Here is a 15,511-nt window from a genome sequence, read left to right as displayed (position 1 = left end):
TTGCGCCGCTACCTGGCCGCCACGGTGAGCTGCGGAGTGGTGATCTCCGGCTGCGCGATCGGCACGGCAATTGTGTTGGCGGGCATCGTCGCGCGGGTCATCACCGATCCCTTCGCCCGTAGTCTGCGAGGCTGGCTTACGCCGCTGTCAATCGTGGTGGCGCTGTGGGTCGTCCGCACGGTGACGCGCTGGCTCCAGGCGCGGCTGGGCCAGCGCGGCGCGAGCGCTGTGATCGCCGATCTCAACGACCAGGTGCTGGCGGCGGTAACCGCCCGTCAACCCAATCAACTTGCCGCCCAGCGCGATGAGGCCGCCATTGTGGTTACCCGGGGCCTGGACGGCCTGCGGCCATATTTCACCGGGTACGTGCCCACACTGCTGCTTGCCGCGATCCTGACTCCGGCGACCGTGGCGGTGATCGCGGTCTATGACCTGAAATCGATGGTGATCGTGGTGATCACGCTGCCGCTGATCCCGATTTTCATGGTGCTGATCGGGATGGCTACCGCCGAGCGATCAGCGGCGGCACTGACCGCCATGACCACCCTGCAGGGCCGGCTGCTGGACCTGATCGCCGGTATCCCCACGCTGCGGGCGCTGGGCCGCGCTTCGGGACCCGAACATCGCATCGCCGAACTCGCTGCCGCCCATCGCCGCTCGGCGATGGCGACGCTGCGGATCGCGTTTCTGTCGGCGCTGGTGCTGGAATTGCTGGCCACGTTGGGTGTCGCGCTGATCGCGGTCGGAATCGGTCTGCGCTTGGTATTCGGTGAGATGAGCCTGACCACCGGGTTGACCGTGCTGCTGCTGGCACCGGATGTGTACTGGCCGCTACGCCGCATCGGGGTGGAGTTCCATGCCGCCCAAAACGGCAGAACCGCGGCCGACAAGGCATTCGCACTGATCGGCGAACCCGCCGCGACGGCAGTGCGCACCCGGACGGTAGTCGCGCACGGCGCGCAGATCCGCCTGGAAGCGCTCAGTGTGGCCGGACGAGACGGCAATTCACCGTGCGAGTTGACCGCGACGATCCAGCCGGGTCTGGTGACGGTGCTGACGGGCCGAAATGGCGCCGGCAAGACCACTTCACTGCAGGCGATCGCCGGACTGACGGTGCCGTCGTCGGGGCGGATCACCGTCGACGGGGTCGACGTCACCGAGCTCGAGCAGACTGCGTGGTGGCGACAACTGTCCTGGCTGCCGCAACGCCCGGTGCTGCTCCCAGGCACCGTCGGTGACAATCTGGGCCTGCTCGGCGAGCTAGACGATATCGAACGTGCCTGTGCTGCTGCCGGATTCGATGCCGTACTGGCTGAGTTGCCGGACGGACCGGACACCGCGGTCGGGCGCGATGGTGTCGGGCTATCACTGGGACAGCGACAACGACTGGGTCTGGCCCGAGCCCTCGGGTCGCGCGCTGCGGTGCTGCTACTCGATGAACCCACCGCACACCTGGACACCCACACCGAAGAACGGGTGCTGCGCGCCATTGTCGAGCGGGCACGCGCCGGAGCGACCGTCGTGGTCGTCGGCCACCGGCAGCCGGTCCTGGCGATCGCAGACCAGGTCATCGAGGTGGTTTCGGACGGACAGGTGTCTCATGCCCATGTCTGATCCCTTACTGGCCGCGACCGGCTTGCTGCGCCCCCGGCTGCCCCGCATCCTGGCGGCCATCGCGTTGGGAGTGCTGTCGCTGGGCAGCGCACTGGCCCTGGCCGGAGTATCGGCGTGGCTGATCACGCGGGCTTGGCAGATGCCGCCGATCCTGGACCTGTCCGTCGCGGTCGTCGCGGTGCGCCTGTTCGCGATCTCCCGAGGCGTGCTGCATTACTGCGAACGACTGGCCACCCACGACACCGCGCTGCGTGCGGCCGGAGTTGCCCGGGCACAGATCTACCACCGGCTGGCACACGGGCCGGCCGCGGTGGCCGTCCGGCTGCACAGCGGCGAGCTGGTGGCGCGCGTCGGCGCCGATGTCGACGAACTGGCCGACGTCCTGGTGCGCGCGCTGATACCGATCGGGGTCGCCGCGGTGTTGGCGGTGGCGGCAACCGTGACGGTTGCGGTCATTTCACCCGCAGCCGGCGTAGTGCTGGCGATCTGCCTGCTGGCCACCGGTGTGGTGGCGCCCCGGCTGGCAGGCCGAGCGGCCGCGACCTCCGAAGAGATTGCCCACCAACATCATTCCGATCGTGACACGTCCGCGATGATCGCCCTCGAACACGCGCCCGAGCTTCGGGTCGCGGGGGCACTGCCCGGCATCATCGCTGAATCGCGTCGCCGCCAACTCAATTGGAGTGACGCGCTGGACGCGGCCGCCAGGCCGGCCGCACTGGCCGAGGCCATGCCCACCGCCGCCATCGGCGTTAGTGTGCTCGGCGCGGTGGTGGCCGGGATCGGGCTGGCGCCTGCCGTTGCGCCCACCACGCTGGCGATCCTGATGCTGTTGCCGCTGTCCGCGTTCGAGGCGATGACTCCGCTACCGGCGGCCGCCATCCAATTGACACGCTCACGCATCGCCGCACGTCGTCTCCTGGATCTGACTGTGCAGACCAAAACGGCTGAATCCGATGCGCCGGCAACGACGCCCACCGGCACCGCCAGATTATCGGCTGACGTGCGCACCGGCCACCCGCGGACCTTCGCGCAACAGGTGACAATCGACCTCGCACCCGGCGCGCGGCTGGCCATAACCGGCCCCAGCGGTTCCGGTAAGACCACGCTGCTAATGACACTTGCCGGGCTGATGCCGCCGCTGCACGGCCGGGTGATGCTGAACGGAACCGACCTGACACAGTTCGCCGAAACTGAACTACCCAGCGCTGTCGGCTTTTTCGCCGAAGACGCGCACATCTTTGCGACCACGGTCCACGACAACCTGCTGGTCGCCCGCGGCGACTGCGCAGACGACGAACTAGCGGTCGCGCTGGACGCGGTCGGGCTCGGGGCCTGGCTGGCCAGTCTGACGCAGGGCCTGTCGACGGTGCTGACCGGCGGCGCGCAAGCGGTGTCAGCAGGTCAGCGCAGGCGGCTGCTGCTGGCCCGGGCGGTCCTCTCGCCGGCGCGAATCGTGTTGCTCGACGAGCCCACCGAGCACCTCGACGCGATCGACGCGGATCGGATTTTGGTGGACCTGCTGGCACCTGGATCCGGGCTGGTGAGCGCGCAGCGAACGGTCGTGGTGGCAACTCACCACATGCCCACCGGTGTTCGCTGTCCCGAGCTGCGCATCGGGTAAGCGCGTACCGTGGCATTCATGGCTGCATCGGCGTACCAATGGTATTCGCAGGCAGCGCCGTCTAACGACTCCCCTGCGCCGGTCAAACCGAAAAACGGCCTGGGCATTGCCTCGCTCGTGATCGCCGCTGTCGCGTTGCTTTCCGTCTGGTCGGTGCTGGGCGGTGTCATCCTCGGCGTTATCGCCGCGTGGTCGGGTTTGGCGGCCCGTGCGCGGGTCGTACGTGGCGAAGCTAACAACGACGCGGTCGCGGTGGCCGGGACCATGCTGGGAATCGTGTCGATCGTCGTCGCACTGATTTTCGTTCCGGTGTGGGTCGGTCTCATACAAGTTCAGATACGACAGAACAACTACTACAGCTGCATGGCAAAAGCCGGGCCGGACAAGTACTTACAGCGCATCTGCACGCACTAGCGCGCACTCAGAGGTGGCGCCGGCGCGGCATGAATTCCAGTGTCAGCAAAACGACTACCAGCGGCGCCAGCTGCGTCAGCGATATCAACGCGAAGCGCCGAACGTTTAGCGCATGAAACTTGTGCACGTACCGGTACAGCGACTCGAGTGCGATCAGCGGGTCCAGCAGATGGATCAGCCGGTAGAACACTCGCTCGAGCCGGCCGGGATTCTCGTCGTCGAAGATTTCCGGGAACGCCGCGAAGGACAGCGATAATCTTTGCGCCCCAGCATCTTTGCTGGACATGATCATGTCGACGCTGAGCCGTTCGTCGAGCCCGTTGGGTGCACCACGGCGCCGCCACGGCACGTCGAGACTGATATCGCTGCCGCCGCCGGCCGTCGCGTATCGATGAAAGCCCTGGACCTGCCCACCAGCGTCCCTGGCAATAATTAGCTGCATACCCGGGAACCGGCCCTCCAGCACGCCATCGAGGTTCATGTAGAAACCCCGATCTGTGTGGGCCGCACTGGGCGACGCGTGCACCACATCGGTCAATTCGGCAAGCAACTTTTCGTCGAGTCCCTGCTCCGCCACGATCTCGGTGGTGATGCCGGCGTTGTGAGTGCGCTTCACGGCTGGCGCAAGTTGCGAAACTTGCGGCCCACCATGTCAAAACCGGCCACGTCGACGACGACGTCGCGACCGATCGGTACCGCGCGCAACGATTGTCGAACCACGGCAGGGTCGTTCCACAACTCGAGTCGTCGCTCGCTGCAGCCCACCACCGCGATACGCCACCCGTGCGCATGACACATCGTGGCGAAATCGGCGACCAGCTCGCCGAATTGCGCTTCATCACCGATCGGGTCGCCGCCGACCACCGCGAACCCCATCCGCGTCCGGTACGCCAACGCCGCGGTACCCGCGTCGGAGAAGTGATAGCTTTTGCCCGTTTGCATCGCAAACGGCGCCAGCGGATCATCCGTGGTGGCATTGATCAATGCCCATGCCCGGGGCAGATCTTCGGGTCTGGGATGCGATGACGTCGGGCACATCAACAGCAATCCCGATGCTGCGATCAGTAGGTCACCGAAGAGGTCAAACCCCAACACATGCGAGCCCAGCCCCGCCACCACGGACGCAGCGGCCAGTCCCGCATGCATAGTGGTCACCGGACGGCCCAAAAAGATGCCGCGAGCGATCAGTGCCACGGCGGCCAGCACGGCCAAAGACCAACCCAGCCGATCGGAGTAATGCCATTGCGGCTGATGGCGATGATGGGCGAGTATCGCGACCAGCCAGCACGCGGCACATAGCAGCGCTAAGGCGCCGATACCGCGCGCCGCGATCGAATCAACCTGAACCACAACACGTTCGCGTGCGCGCAGCTTAGGTAGGAGGTCTGCCGACGGGCCTTTCATGGTTCACCTCCCGATGGGCTGAGGTACAGCTGTGCGGCTACTAGGCCACTGGCCCCATCGAATACCCGGCTAATTCGACGCTACGCCCGATTGCGGCCCCGCAGAACCGAAATCGGACCAGTGTCAAGTAACTATTCAATAACCGTTATCGGCCCGAAGGCGGAAAGTATTTGAGCACGCCTTCTTGCACCACGGTCGCCACCATTTGGCCACTGCCATCGAAGAAATGGCCGGTGCCCAGCCCGCGGGAATCCGCGGCCACCGGCGACGACGTCGAATACAACACCCAGTCGTTGAAGTCGACCTGCCGGTGAAACCAGACTGAATGATTGGCCGACGCGGCAAAAATGCGATCGAACCCCCACGACAGCCCGTGCGTGGTGATGACGGAGTCCAGCACCGTGGTGTCCGAGGAGTACACCATCGTCGCGGTGTGCAGCACCGGGTCGTCGGGCACCGTACCCAGCGCCTTGAGCCACACCCGGTTGTGGGGCAGCCGCTCCCCCTTGTCCCGCATCACCCACGCCGGGTCGTTGGTGTAACGCCATTCGACCGGCTGCAGGGCGTTGACGAAATGCGGAACGGTCTGCTCGTATCCGCGCAGCAGCTCGCGCAGCGGCGGCTGGGCATGTGCCTCACCCACCTGTGGCGGATCGATGGAGTGCTCCAGGCCGCGGCCGCCGGACATGTAGGCGACCATCGCCGAGGACAGCAACGTGCCGTCCTGCACCGCATCGACACGCCGATTGGCGAAGCGCCGCTCGTCGCGCAACCGGGAGACGTGAAATTCGATGTCCTTGGTCGTGTCGCCGCCGTTGATGAAGTGCACCGACAGGGCGCTGGGCGGCAGGTCGTCCCGGACCAAGGTGCGACTGCTCGCGACGACCGATTGCGCCATCAGCTGCCCGCCGAAAGTCCGCATCGGGTTCTTGGTGGGGTGGGACCCGAGGAATAGGTCGTCGCCAACGCGATTGAGGTCCAGCACCGCCAGCAGTTCTTCGAAATCGCCTGAGGAATCGGAATTCGGCTCTCCGTCAGACTCCAAGCCGGCCGGCACGGGCTCTCCTTGCGCGTTAGAGGTCGTCCTCCCCGATGCGGTGGACGTGGATCAAATTGGTTGACCCCACTGTGCCAGGTGGGGCCCCGGCGACAATCACCACCATGTCGCCCCGCTTGTAACGACCCAGCTCGAGCAGCGATTTGTCGGCCTGGCGGATCATCTCGGCGGTGGAGTCCATGATCGGGACGATGAACGTCTCGGTGCCCCACGTCATGGCCAGCTGGCTGCGCACCTCGGGCCAGGCCGTGAAGGCCAGCAGCGGCAACGGAGTGTGCAGACGCGCCAGTCGCTTCACGGTGTCGCCGGACTGGGTGAAAGCAACCAATGCCTTCGCGTCCAGCCGCTCGCCGATGTCGCGGGCGGCATAGGAGATCACTCCGCGCTTGGTGCGCGGCACATGGGTCAGCGGCGGGGCGGCGGTGGAATTGTCCTCGACAGCCGTCACGATGCGCGCCATGGTGCGGACCGCGGCCAGTGGGTATTTCCCGACCGACGTTTCGCCGGACAGCATCACCGCATCAGTACCGTCGAGCACGGCGTTGGCGACGTCAGAGGCCTCGGCTCGTGTTGGCCGCGAGCTTTCGATCATCGACTCCAGCATCTGGGTGGCGACGATGACGGGCTTGGCGTTTTCCCTGGCCATCTGGATGGCCCGCTTCTGCACCAGGGGGACCTCTTCCAGCGGCAGCTCCACGCCCAAGTCGCCACGCGCCACCATGATTCCGTCGAAGGCCAGCACGATCGCCTCGAGATTGTCGACGGCTTCCGGCTTCTCGAGCTTGGCGATCACCGGGACCCGCCGGCCGATCCGGTCCATCACTTCGTGGACCAGTTCGACGTCGGCCGGCGAGCGAACGAATGACAGCGCGACCAGGTCGACACCCAGGTCCAGCGCGAAGGTGAGATCGTCGATGTCCTTGTCCGACAACGCCGGTGCGGACACGTTCACCCCGGGCAGCGACATGCCTTTGTTGTTGCTGACCGGGCCGCCCTCGACCACGCGGCAGACGACGTCGTCGCCCTCGATGGCGTCGACGACCAGCCCGACCTTGCCGTCGTCGACGAGAACCCGGTCACCGACTACGGCGTCCGTCGACAACCGCTTATAGGTGGTCGATACCCGGTCGTGGGTGCCTTCGCATTCGGCGATGGTGATCCGGATCGTTTCCCCGTCGGCCCAGTAGGTGGATCCCGTGGCGAAGCGCCCGAGCCTGATCTTGGGACCCTGCAAGTCGGCCAGCACCCCCACGGCGCGCCCGGTGGTGTCCGAGGCAGCACGCACCCGCTCGTAGGCAGCCTTGTGATCGGCGTAGTCGCCGTGGCTGAAGTTCATTCGGGCGACGTCCATTCCGGCTTCGACCAACGCCAAAATGAGCTCGTCCGATTGAGTTGCAGGGCCGAGGGTGCAGACGATCTTTCCGCGTCTAGTCACGCCGATCAGCTTAGTCGTGCCGTTGGCCCTCGGGGTGACCCGCAGGTGACCACGCGTTGAGGCAGCGGGAAATCACGACGTTGGTTATCCGCTGAGAATCGTCGGAACCAAGGGAAAGCTGGGCAAATTGCGCAGTACCGTCCACGCGATCACCACGCCAGTGAGGGCGATCATCGCCGGGATTGGAAGCGATCGCCGGCCCTGCCGGCGCCGGATAACCAGCCATCCGGCCAACAGCGGCAGACCCAGCAGCAGAAAGATGTTGTCGTTGATGCTGGCCGCCAGGTGGCCGTGCAGCAGGTCGTGCGTCATCCGCAGCCCGCCACAGAAGGGGCATTCCCAGCCGGTGAGCCACTTGAACGGACAGTGGGGGTAAGCCGAATTCGTGCTGTGCGGGTCGATGAAGCCGACGTAACCGAGCGCTCCCGCCAGCAGCAGGCCGGTGCCGGCGGTGATGTAGCGGCCGTGACGATGCACGCCGTGCTGACACTGGTCTCCCGTGCGGGAGACAGAGTCAGGTTCCATCGCGCAGCGGGCGACCATGCGGATCATCGACCTTGTCGGTCAGGATCAGCACAGCGTCGACGATGCTCCAGATCAGACCGATTCCGCAGGTGAGCAGGCCGACGAGCAGTTGTGCGACGCCCAGTCCGATGTCGCCGATGTAGAAGCGGCCGATACCGCCGATGCCGACCAGGCTGAGCAGCTGCAACAGGCCCGCGATGGTCTTCGACTTGTCCGAGTACGGCAGTCCCGTTACCGGGTGGCGGCCATAAGGCGCAGCCGGGTCGTAGGAAGCACCCGACCCCGGGTATGGCGCGTATTGCGGGTAGGGCGGTGGATAACCCGGCGGCTGTGGTGGTTGTGCGCCTGAGCCTGGGGCGTCACTCCACGACGGATCGGTCACGGTCTCAGCATGCCAGATCCACTGGGGGGCCTACCCCTGTCTCAGCGAATCAGGGCATGTCGGCTGCTAGCGCCGGCCCCGCAGTCGCAGTGGCCAGCGGCGCCGCGTTTCCAAAGCGTCGCCGCCGGTGGCCGTCTGGTCTGTGGCCTTCTGCGCTGCGGGTTCTTCGGACTTCGGCTTGGCGGCCGGCGTCGAGTCCGGCTCGCTGGCCTCGGCTTGCTCGACGGCTTCTTCCGCTGCGCTGACCTCGGTCTCATCGTCGGACTCGTCAGCCTCCGCCTCGGCTTCGGGCGCTTGTGCCTCCGCCTCGGGCTCCTCGGCTGCCGCGTCGTCAACCTCCGCCTCGGGCTCGACGGCTTCAGGTTCTTGCGCCTGCGCCTCTTCGTCTTCCGGCTCCTCCGGCTCAGACTCTTCGGCTTCGGACTGCTCGGTTTCAGACGCCTCGAGTTCGGGCTCCTCGGCCTCGGACTCCTCGGTTTCTGCTTCGACTGCCGGCACTTCCGGATCGTCGGCCTCGGGTTCTTCTACTTCCGGCTCCTCGGCCTCCGCCTCTTCCGGCTCCGTGGCCTCCGGCTCCTCGGCCTCGGGCTCTTCGGACTCTGCTTCGACTGCCTGCGCTTCCGGATCGACAGCTTCGGGCTCTTCAGCCTCCGCTTGTTCAGGCTCCTCCGCCTCAGGCTCCTCGGCCTCGGGCTCGATGACCTCGGTTTTGCCGGCGTCGACCGATTCGGCTGAACCGGACGGTACCGCGTCGTCGTCCGCACCGGCCGCAGGTGCCGTCGTCGCCGCGGAAGCCGCAGCGACACTGGCAAGTTGCTCTGACGGCTCGTCTTGCGGCTCAGGTTCGGTGTCGGCAGCGTCATCGTCGCCACGCAAACTCTCGGGATCCTCGCGGCCCTTCGGTGCCAGGACGATGTAGACGACGGCGCCGATAAACACGAAAGTCGATGTAAACGTGTTGATCCGGATACCGGCGATATGTGTGGCGGTGTCATCCCGCATCAGCTCAACCCAGAAGCGCCCGACGCAGTAGAACGCGACATAGGACGCAAACAGTCGCCCGTGACCGATCGTGAACCGTCGGTCGATATAGATCAGCGCAATGAAAACCAGTACGTTCCAAATCAATTCATATAGAAACGTCGGTTGCACGACGACCGCGAGCTGACCGGTCGAAACGCCGTCGAGCGAATGCGGGTCGATGTACCCCGAAGGATCGCGGCGATAGAAGATTTCCAGGCCCCACGGCAGCGTGGTCTCGCGGCCGTAAAGCTCCTGATTGAAGTAGTTCCCGAGCCGACCGATGGCCTGCGCCAAGATGATTCCCGGGGCCAGCGCGTCCACGAAGGCCGGCAACGGGATTCCCCGGCGTCGACAACCGATCCACGCTCCGAGCAGGCCGAGAGCGACCGCGCCCCAAATTCCCAGTCCGCCGTCCCAGATTCGCACCGCCGCGCCCAGCCCCGCACCGCCCGGGCCCCAATATGTCCGCCAATCGGTGGCCAGGTGATAAAGCCGGCCGCCGATCAAGCCGAACGGCACCACCCACAGTGCGATGTCGTAAATCACCCCGCGTTGCCCGCCGCGAGCTGCCCAGCGCCGGTCGCCGATCATCAGCGCGACGACGATCCCGGTGATGATGAACAGCGCGTACGCGCGGATCGGCAACGGCCCGAGGTGCCAGACACCTTGCGGTGGGCTGGGGAAATACGTGGGCAACATCGTCATGATGTCGACACTCGCACACCTTCGGCCAATTCCTGGGTCAAGGCGCGCAAGCTGGGCAGTCCGTCGCGCAGCGCGGTCACCAACGCCGAACCGACAATCACCCCGTCGGCGTAGCTGCCGATCTGCGCGGCCTGCTCGCGCGATCGCACGCCGAGGCCCACGCCGACGGGGATGTTGGACACCGCCTTGACCCTGCGCACCAATGCGGGTGCGGCGTTCGACACCGCATCACGTGCCCCGGTCACGCCCATCGTCGATGCGGCGTAGACGAATCCACGCGATGCCTCGACCGTGGTCACCAGTCGCTGCGGTGTCGACGACGGTGCCACCAGAAAAATGCGATCCAGGTGATGCTCCTCGGACGCGGCCATCCACTCTTGCGCCTCGTCCGGAATCAGGTCCGGAGTGATCAGCCCGTGCCCGCCTGCCGATGCCAGGTCCCGGGCGAACGCGTCAATTCCGTAGTGCAGCACCGGGTTCCAGTACGTCATGACCACCGATCGGCCGCCGGCCGAACTGATCGCCTCGACCGCGGCCAACGTGTCACGAACGCGCACACCGCCGCGCAGTGCGGCCTCGGTCGCCCCGGCGATCGTCGGGCCGTCCATACCCGGATCGGAGTACGGCACACCGACTTCGATGAGGTCACAACCCGATTCGACCAGCGCGGTCATCGCATCCAGCGAGGTACGTAGGTCGGGAAAGCCAGTGGGCAGATAACCGATCAGCGCCGCACGGCGTTCGGCCCGGCACTCATCGAAAAGCGGCGCCAGCCTGCTGGCCTGGCTCTGTTCCACCGTCATCGCTCGCCCTGCTCCGATTGCCCGGCTCCTCCTCGGTCGGCATCGCCGACCGCATCGTCACCGGGCACTAGCAGGCCGAACCATTTCGCCGCCGTCTCGACGTCCTTGTCGCCGCGCCCCGACAGGTTCACCACAATGATTGCGCCGCTGCCCAATTCGTTGCCGAGCTGGAGGGCACCGGCGACGGCGTGCGCGGATTCGATGGCCGGGATGATGCCTTCGGTGCGGCACAGCAGGCGAAACGCGTCCATCGCCTCGGCATCGGTGATCGGCTGGTATTCGGCGCGCCCGGTCTCCTTGAGCCACGCGTGCTCTGGGCCCACACCCGGATAATCCAAACCTGCTGAAATCGAATGGGATTCGATGGTCTGGCCGTCTTCGTCCTGCAGTAGATAGGAGAACGAACCCTGAAACGCGCCGGGCGAGCCGCCGGTGAACGTGGCCGCATGCCGGCCGGTCTCGACGCCGTCGCCGGCCGCCTCGTAGCCGACCAGGCGCACGCCGGGGTCGTCGATGAATGCGTGGAAGATACCGATGGCGTTGGATCCACCGCCGACGCAGGCCGTCACGGCGTCGGGCAGCCGTCCCGCCTGCGTTTGGATCTGAACACGCGCCTCCAGCCCGATGATGCGCTGGAAATCGCGCACCATCGTCGGGAAGGGATGTGGCCCCGCCGCGGTACCAAAGCAGTAGTACGTGTTGTCGGCGTTGGTAACCCAATCCCGGAACGCCTCATTGATGGCGTCCTTCAGCGTTTGCGAACCCGCGTCGACCGAGACAACCTCGGCGCCCAGCAGCTGCATCCGCGCCACGTTGAGCGCTTGGCGCGCCGTATCGACAGCGCCCATATAGATGACGCACTCGAGGCCGAGCAATGCGCACGCGGTGGCGGTGGCCACGCCGTGTTGGCCGGCGCCGGTCTCGGCGATCACCCGGGTCTTACCCATTCTCTTAGCCAGCAACGCCTGCCCCAGCACGTTGTTGATCTTGTGAGAACCGGTGTGGTTCAGGTCTTCTCGCTTCAGGAAGATGCGTGCGGCACCGGCGTGCGCGCTCAGGCGAGTGGCCTCATACAGTGGCGACGGCCGACCCGCATAGTTGGCCTGCAGGTCGTCTAGCAGATCCAGGAAGTCCGGATTGACGCGTTCCTTCTCGTAGGCGGCGGTGACTTCTTCGATCACCGCCATCAATGCCTCGGCGACATAGCGGCCGCCGTATACACCGAAATGCCCGCCCGAGTCGGGGTCGTGTCGGGTGGGTTCTGAGATGGCCGCGCTCGAAAGCGGTAGGGCAGGGCGAGTTGGATCCACCATCACCAATGCTCAACGCGAGGATGGCTCATGGGGTTCAACGTTTCAACGCAGGGTCTCTTGAGTAACTAACGAGCCGGTTTCGGACAGGACGGATGGGTGCCCGCGGTCACCAGATCGGCCACGGCGGCGCGAGGGTCACCGCTCTTGACCAAACCCTCACCGACCAGGACGGCGTCGGCGCCGGCACCCGCGTAGGCCAACAGGTCTGCGGTGCCACGAACGCCGGACTCGGCGATCCTGATCACGTTGCTGGGCAACCCGGGAGCGATGCGTGCGAAGCAATCCCTGTCTACGTCGAGCGTCGCGAGATCACGGGCATTGACCCCGATCACGTTGGCACCGGCCTTCAGCGCCCGGTCGGCCTCTTGCTCGGTGTGAACCTCGACAAGGGCAGTCATGCCAAGTGATTCGGTACGGTCGAGCATCGCCGCCAGCGCCGACTGCTCCAAGGCGGCGACGATGAGTAACAGCATGTCGGCGCCGTGCGCACGCGCCTCGTGGATCTGATAAGGCTGCACCACAAAGTCTTTGCGCAAAACCGGAATCGACACGGCGGCCCGCACCGCATCCAGGTCGTCGAGCGAACCTTGAAAGCGCCGTTCCTCGGTTAAGACACTGATGATCCGGGCACCGCCGTTTTCGTATGCCTGCGCCAGCTTGGCCGGATCGGCAATGGGCGCCAGCGAACCGGCCGATGGACTGGCGCGCTTGACCTCGGCGATGACGCCGATCCCGGGCTCGCGCAGGGCCGCCATCACATCGAGCGGTGGTGGCGCCGCGGCGGCTGCCGCTTTGATCTCGGGCAGGCTGATACGGGCTTCGCGCGCGGCAACATCGGCCCGGACTCCCTCGAGGATGGAGTCAAGGACTGTCGCCGGACTCATACCTGTCGTTTCCCTTCCCACATGTCACCCACGATCACCCAACCGGTTCCTAACCGATTTCGACGACGTCACTGAAGGGTAGCGACCGTCGGCTCGCGACCCGTCACCGACCCTCGGTGTCAGACTCGCGGGGCCGATCGGTCGGGTCGTGACCCTCATCGAGCGCGTCCCAGATCATTCGCTCCGACATGTCGGGGGCCCCCGCCTGCTCCAGCATCGCCCCATCGGCGCCATTGCGTCTCGCAATCGAGCGGCGGCTCGCCGGCGCGGCGTATTTTCTTGCCCCGCCGCGCGCGGACATCGCCGACCGCATCAACAGGACGGCGGCGATCAACGTGCACGCCGCGGCGGCCACCGCGAACCCCGCGCCGGCGTAGTGCCGCTCGCTGCCCACCAGCGTCACCAGCGAAATATGGGCCAGTTCGGCTCCTCGCGCCGCCACCTCCGGCAACACCCACAGGCTGACACCCAGATAGCCGGTAGCCAGGCTGACGACGCCCAGCAGCGCGGCAACCGAGCGCAGCGCCCAGCCGCGCACCGCGAGTGCCGCGACGGCAATGGCCAGCATCAACAGCGCGAACGGCAGCAGAGCAGTCGACCATGACGAGCCGGCCAGGATCACCTCCTTGGGCGGTCCGAGCCCGTCGAACGACCGGATGACCACCCACGGCAGGCGCGAAGCCGCCCACAGCAGGCCCGCGGCGATGACCAGCAGCAGCTGGGCGATGCCGATCGTCAGCCGGGCCCGGCGGTCCGGCGCGGCATCAGGCATTGCGGGTTGCGTATGGGGCACTGAGCGTCTGCGCGGCGGCGATCGCGTTCAGCACCGCACGCGCCTTGCTGCTTGCCTCGTTGTGCTCGTAGGGGCCGTTCGAGTCGGCCACCACCCCACCGCCTGCCTGGACGTATGCGGTGCCATTGCGCATCAGTGCGGTGCGAATGGCGATCGCGAAATCGGCGTTGCCGGCGAAGTCGAGGTAGCCGAGCACGCCGCCGTATACGCCGCGGCGCGTCTTCTCCACCTCTTCGATCAGCTCCATGGCCCGCACCTTGGGCGCGCCGGACAGCGTGCCGGCCGGAAAACAGGCCGTGACCGCGTCCAGGGCGGTGCGGCCCTCGCCGAGCATGCCCGTCACGGTGGAGACCAGGTGCATGACGTGGCTGTACCGCTCGATGTGGCTGTAATCCTCGACGCGGACGGTGCCAGGCGTGCAGACGCGGCCGAGGTCGTTGCGGCCGAGGTCGACCAACATCAGGTGTTCGGCACGTTCCTTTTCGTCGGACAGCAGCTCCTTTTCCAGCAGCTGATCTTCTTCCTCGTTCTCTCCCCGCCACCGGGTCCCGGCGATCGGATGCGTCGTTGCCCGGCCGTCGACGACGGTGACGAGGGCTTCCGGACTGGATCCGACAATCGAAAAGTCAGTTGCGCCATCACTGTTGGGCACACGCAGCAGATACATGTAGGGGCTCGGGTTGGTCACCCGCAGAATCCGGTACACGTCGATCGGGTCGACGTCGGTGTCCATCTCGAAGCGCTGCGAGGGCACCACCTGGAAGGCTTCGCCGGCCGCGATCTGGTCGACGAGGTAGTCGACGATCTTGCCGTATTCCTCGACCGTGCGCTGCGCCCGGTACTGAGGTTCGGGCTTGCTGAAGGTGGCCACCGTCGACGGCAGCGGCTGTCCCAGCGCCTCGGTCATCACGTCCAGGCGCGCGACGGCGTCGTCGTAGGCCTCATCGACGCGGTCGTCGGTGCCGTTCCAGTTCACCGCGTTGGCGATCAACGTGATGGTGCCCTCGTGGTGGTCGACCGCCGCCACATCGGTGGCCAGCAGCATCAGCATGTCCGGCAGATGCAGGTCGTCGACGGCCATTTCCGGTAACCGTTCCAGCCGTCGCACCATGTCGTAGGCGAAAAACCCCACCAGACCACCCGACAGCGGCGGTAACCCCGGTAACGCCGCGGTGGCCAGCAGCTCGAGGGTGGCCTGCAGCGCTTCCAGCGGGTCGCCGCCAGTGGGCGCATCCCGTGGAACCGCACCCAGCCAGACGGCTTCGCCGTCGCGCACGGTCAACGCCGAGGGTGCGCCGGCCCCGATGAACGACCATCTCGACCACGACCGGCCGTTCTCTGCGGACTCCAGCAAGAAAGTACCGGGCCGGTTGGCGGCAAGCTTGCGGTATGCCGACAACGGCGTCTCGCTGTCGGCCAACACCTTCCGGGTCACCGGAACAAAGCGGTGCCCGGCCGCAAGCAGGCGAAATTCCTCCCGTGATGTGGTGTCGGCGAGGTGTGGGTGCACTCGACCATCCTCGCAGATACGTTTG

13 protein-coding genes and 1 pseudogene are annotated in these 15,511 nt (G+C 66.1%); 3 read left to right on the top strand and 11 right to left on the bottom strand.

Annotated features, from left to right (window positions below; translation table 11 throughout):
* The first annotated feature begins 24 nt into the window (after window positions 1–24).
* The 3 genes from cydD to H7K34_RS18445 are packed head-to-tail and all read left to right on the top strand — an operon-like array spanning window position 25 to window position 3,652.
* Window positions 25–1,614, top strand: a complete 1,590-nt coding sequence (gene cydD, locus H7K34_RS18455) for a thiol reductant ABC exporter subunit CydD (protein ID WP_372510805.1) — start codon at window positions 25–27, stop codon at window positions 1,612–1,614.
* Window positions 1,601–3,238, top strand: a complete 1,638-nt coding sequence (gene cydC / locus H7K34_RS18450; RefSeq protein ID WP_372510786.1) for a thiol reductant ABC exporter subunit CydC — start codon at window positions 1,601–1,603, stop codon at window positions 3,236–3,238. Before cydD ends, cydC begins: the two co-directional genes overlap by 14 nt.
* 18 nt (window positions 3,239–3,256) lie before the next feature.
* Complete coding sequence (locus H7K34_RS18445) at window positions 3,257–3,652, top strand: DUF4190 domain-containing protein (protein WP_264063419.1); 396 nt, start codon at window positions 3,257–3,259, stop codon at window positions 3,650–3,652.
* Between the two features lie 7 nt (window positions 3,653–3,659).
* Here H7K34_RS18445 and H7K34_RS18440 read toward each other — a convergent pair.
* The 11 genes and pseudogenes from H7K34_RS18440 to H7K34_RS18390 form a co-directional block, all read right to left on the bottom strand.
* Window positions 3,660–4,594 (bottom strand): annotated as a pseudogene (locus H7K34_RS18440) (bifunctional lysylphosphatidylglycerol flippase/synthetase MprF).
* Between the two features lie 607 nt (window positions 4,595–5,201).
* Window positions 5,202–6,113 carry an acyl-CoA thioesterase II gene (locus H7K34_RS18435; protein ID WP_264063418.1) on the bottom strand — a complete coding sequence of 304 codons (912 nt, stop codon included), beginning with the start codon at window positions 6,111–6,113 and terminating at the stop codon, window positions 5,202–5,204.
* A 16-nt stretch (window positions 6,114–6,129) separates the two neighbouring features.
* On the bottom strand, window positions 6,130–7,548 hold the full coding sequence (gene pyk / locus H7K34_RS18430) for a pyruvate kinase (RefSeq protein ID WP_264063417.1): 1,419 nt from the start codon (window positions 7,546–7,548) through the stop codon (window positions 6,130–6,132).
* Between the two features lie 84 nt (window positions 7,549–7,632).
* Window positions 7,633–8,073, bottom strand: a complete 441-nt coding sequence (locus H7K34_RS18425; protein WP_264063416.1) for a DUF2752 domain-containing protein — start codon at window positions 8,071–8,073, stop codon at window positions 7,633–7,635.
* Window positions 8,063–8,455 carry a TM2 domain-containing protein gene (locus H7K34_RS18420; protein ID WP_264063415.1) on the bottom strand — a complete coding sequence of 131 codons (393 nt, stop codon included), beginning with the start codon at window positions 8,453–8,455 and terminating at the stop codon, window positions 8,063–8,065. The genes H7K34_RS18425 and H7K34_RS18420 overlap by 11 nt, the downstream gene beginning before the upstream one ends.
* A 66-nt stretch (window positions 8,456–8,521) precedes the next feature.
* Window positions 8,522–10,183: a prolipoprotein diacylglyceryl transferase gene (locus tag H7K34_RS18415; RefSeq protein WP_264063414.1), complete on the bottom strand. Its 1,662-nt coding sequence runs from the start codon at window positions 10,181–10,183 to the stop codon at window positions 8,522–8,524.
* Window positions 10,180–10,986 carry a tryptophan synthase subunit alpha gene (gene trpA, locus H7K34_RS18410; protein WP_264063413.1) on the bottom strand — a complete coding sequence of 269 codons (807 nt, stop codon included), beginning with the start codon at window positions 10,984–10,986 and terminating at the stop codon, window positions 10,180–10,182. Before trpA ends, H7K34_RS18415 begins: the two co-directional genes overlap by 4 nt.
* A complete protein-coding gene (gene trpB, locus H7K34_RS18405; RefSeq protein ID WP_264063412.1) occupies window positions 10,983–12,299 on the bottom strand; it encodes a tryptophan synthase subunit beta in 1,317 nt (438 codons plus the stop codon). Before trpB ends, trpA begins: the two co-directional genes overlap by 4 nt.
* A gap of 65 nt (window positions 12,300–12,364) precedes the next feature.
* Window positions 12,365–13,183, bottom strand: a complete 819-nt coding sequence (gene trpC, locus H7K34_RS18400) for an indole-3-glycerol phosphate synthase TrpC (protein ID WP_264063411.1) — start codon at window positions 13,181–13,183, stop codon at window positions 12,365–12,367.
* Window positions 13,184–13,286: 103 nt separating this feature from the next.
* Window positions 13,287–13,955, bottom strand: a complete 669-nt coding sequence (locus H7K34_RS18395; protein WP_264063410.1) for a TIGR02234 family membrane protein — start codon at window positions 13,953–13,955, stop codon at window positions 13,287–13,289.
* Window positions 13,948–15,486, bottom strand: a complete 1,539-nt coding sequence (locus tag H7K34_RS18390; protein WP_264063610.1) for an anthranilate synthase component I — start codon at window positions 15,484–15,486, stop codon at window positions 13,948–13,950. The genes H7K34_RS18395 and H7K34_RS18390 overlap by 8 nt, the downstream gene beginning before the upstream one ends.
* Between the last annotated feature and the right edge of the window lie 25 nt (window positions 15,487–15,511).

This window comes from Mycobacterium montefiorense, from assembly GCF_025823255.1.
Taxonomy (GTDB): Bacteria; Actinomycetota; Actinomycetes; order Mycobacteriales; family Mycobacteriaceae; genus Mycobacterium; species Mycobacterium montefiorense.
Note: the sequence above shows the minus strand (reverse complement) of the source record. Positions and strands in the feature narration are given on the sequence as shown.

What these genes read in the sequence shown, in the direction of transcription:
- cydC (WP_372510786.1), top strand. Translation starts at nt 1,601, where the DNA reads ATGCCCATGTCTGATCCCTTACTGGCCGCGACCGGCTTGCTGCGCCCC.
- H7K34_RS18445 (WP_264063419.1), top strand. Translation starts at nt 3,257, where the DNA reads ATGGCTGCATCGGCGTACCAATGGTATTCGCAGGCAGCGCCGTCTAAC.
- H7K34_RS18425 (WP_264063416.1), bottom strand. Translation starts at nt 8,073, where the DNA reads ATGGAACCTGACTCTGTCTCCCGCACGGGAGACCAGTGTCAGCACGGC.
- H7K34_RS18415 (WP_264063414.1), bottom strand. Translation starts at nt 10,183, where the DNA reads ATGACGATGTTGCCCACGTATTTCCCCAGCCCACCGCAAGGTGTCTGG.
- trpA (WP_264063413.1), bottom strand. Translation starts at nt 10,986, where the DNA reads ATGACGGTGGAACAGAGCCAGGCCAGCAGGCTGGCGCCGCTTTTCGAT.
- trpB (WP_264063412.1), bottom strand. Translation starts at nt 12,299, where the DNA reads ATGGTGGATCCAACTCGCCCTGCCCTACCGCTTTCGAGCGCGGCCATC.
- trpC (WP_264063411.1), bottom strand. Translation starts at nt 13,183, where the DNA reads ATGAGTCCGGCGACAGTCCTTGACTCCATCCTCGAGGGAGTCCGGGCC.
- H7K34_RS18395 (WP_264063410.1), bottom strand. Translation starts at nt 13,955, where the DNA reads ATGCCTGATGCCGCGCCGGACCGCCGGGCCCGGCTGACGATCGGCATC.